The organism is Rhodococcus sp. R1101, from assembly GCF_000278445.1.
Classification (GTDB): Bacteria; Actinomycetota; Actinomycetes; order Mycobacteriales; family Mycobacteriaceae; genus Rhodococcus; species Rhodococcus gordoniae.
Genome location: NZ_AJVB01000604.1, coordinates 1 through 1,996 on the forward strand (window position 1 = coordinate 1; position 1,996 = coordinate 1,996).

Below are 1,996 nucleotides of genomic sequence, written 5' to 3' on the forward strand. Positions count from 1 at the left end.
GCCTTGACCAGGCCGAGCACCTCGGTGCGGAAGTCCTCACGCCGATCCGACCAGCGCAGACCGCCGCGTGCCACCGACCCGAAACGCATGTGCACGCCTGCCACGACCGGAGAGTAGACGAAGATCTCGTGCCGGGGCCGGGGCTCGGGCAGCTCACCGATGTTCCGCGAATCGAGCTTCAGCGCCAGCGTTTCCCGCGCCGGGGTGGCGAAGTGGTTGGTGCGCACGGTGTTGCGGACCACGCCCAGCAGCGCCCGGAAGATGCGGTCCTCGTCGAGTCCCAGCACCGACTCGATCAGCGTCGACGCTGCGGCAATGGATTCCGCGCCGCGGCCGTCGGAGGATGCGGACGGATCGGAGCGGGGATCGAAACGCGCGGAGAAGCACTCGACCAGTGCGGCCGCGATCTCCGGATGCCGACACAGCGCGTCGGCCACATAGGCACTGCTGTAGGGGAATCCGGCCTGCCGCAGGAACTCCGCGTACGCGCGCAGCACGGTGACCTCACGCCAGTGCAGACCCGCGCGCGCCACCAGTTCGTTCAGGCGGTCCGCCTCGGCCACGCCCTGCCACAGCGCCTGGACGGCGCCGCCGAAGCGCTCGGCGAACTCGTCGAACCCGTCTTCCGGCGCGATCGTGTACCGAACGGTGAATTCGTAGATCCAGCACGGCATTCCGTCAGGAGAGGCGAGCGCGTAGGGGCGCTCGTCGAGCACCTCGACGCCCAGGCTCTGCAGCAGCGGCATGAGATCCCCGAGCGACGCGGGACGCCCGCCGACGTACAGCGACAGGCGGTGGGTACCGCGCGCGGTCGCGTCGGGAACGATCCGAACGTCAACCGCACCGTCGGACAGTTGACCGAGGATGGCAAGGTCGACGCGCGCGCGGTCGGGACGGATGTCCTGCTTGTAACCGGCGGGCAGGTCCGCGACGAACGCGGCGAGGCGCTCGCGCGCGGCAGGGTCGGCGCCGGCGAGCAGGCGCTCGTCCCAGCTGCGGAAGATTCGGGCGAGAGCATCGTCGATCTCGCTGGGGTTCGGGGTCGGATCGGGGTGGGTGGAGACGCTGTTCATCTGGGAACCTTCCGCCGGGTGCCACGCTGCACCCGGCTGGTCGTCGTGTCCGTTCATCGGGGTCGTACATCTCGCGACATCAGGGGCGGGACTTCCGGGTGCCCCTTGACATCAACTTGTATAGACAGGAATATACAAGTCATAGTTGCAGAACGTGAGCCAGCGCACAACAGCTAGACCCACCCGGATTCGGGCGACAACGGCGTCGCACCGGAACCGCTCGACACCCCCGCGCCCTCACCGCCCGATTAGCTAGGAGTTACCCGATGGACATCACCTCACCCGGCCACGAGGCCCGCCCGGTCAGCGCCCCCCGCGGCTCCGAGCTGAACACCCTCGGGTGGCAGCAGGAGGGCGCGCTGCGCATGCTCATGAACAACCTCGATCCCGAGGTTGCCGAGCACCCCGACAACCTGGTCGTCTACGGCGGCACCGGCCGCGCCGCCCGCAGCTGGGCCGCGTTCGACGCGATGGTCGCCACCCTGAAGACCCTGAAGAACGACGAGACCATGCTGGTGCAGTCCGGCAAGCCGGTCGGCGTCTTCCGCACCAACGAGTGGGCGCCGCGCGTGCTGCTCGCCAACTCCAACCTCGTCGGCGACTGGGCCAACTGGGAGCAGTTCCGCAAGCTCGAGGCCGAGGGCCTGATGATGTACGGCCAGATGACGGCCGGTTCCTGGATCTACATCGGCACCCAGGGCATCCTGCAGGGCACGTACGAGACCTTCGGCGCGATCGCCCGCAAGCGCTTCGACGGCACCCTGGCCGGCACCATCACCCTCACCGCCGGCATGGGCGGCATGGGCGGTGCGCAGCCGCTGGCCGTCACCATGAACGACGGTGTCGCGATCTGCGTCGACTGCGACGTCACCCGCATCGACCGCCGCATCGCGCACAAGTACCTCGACACCAAGGCCGACAGC

At 68.7% G+C, this 1,996-nt stretch carries 1 protein-coding gene and 1 pseudogene; one reads left to right on the forward strand and one right to left on the reverse strand.

Translation table 11 applies throughout. The features are described from left to right. Positions 1-1,073, reverse strand: a 1,073-nt coding sequence (locus R1101_RS28170; RefSeq protein WP_037224660.1) for an NAD-glutamate dehydrogenase domain-containing protein, incomplete at its 3' end; no start/stop codon positions are given. A gap of 266 nt (positions 1,074-1,339) precedes the next feature. On the opposite strand from R1101_RS28170, the pseudogene R1101_RS0122220 reads away from it, so the two are divergent. Next, a pseudogene (locus R1101_RS0122220) lies at positions 1,340-1,996 on the forward strand (urocanate hydratase); the annotation flags it as partial.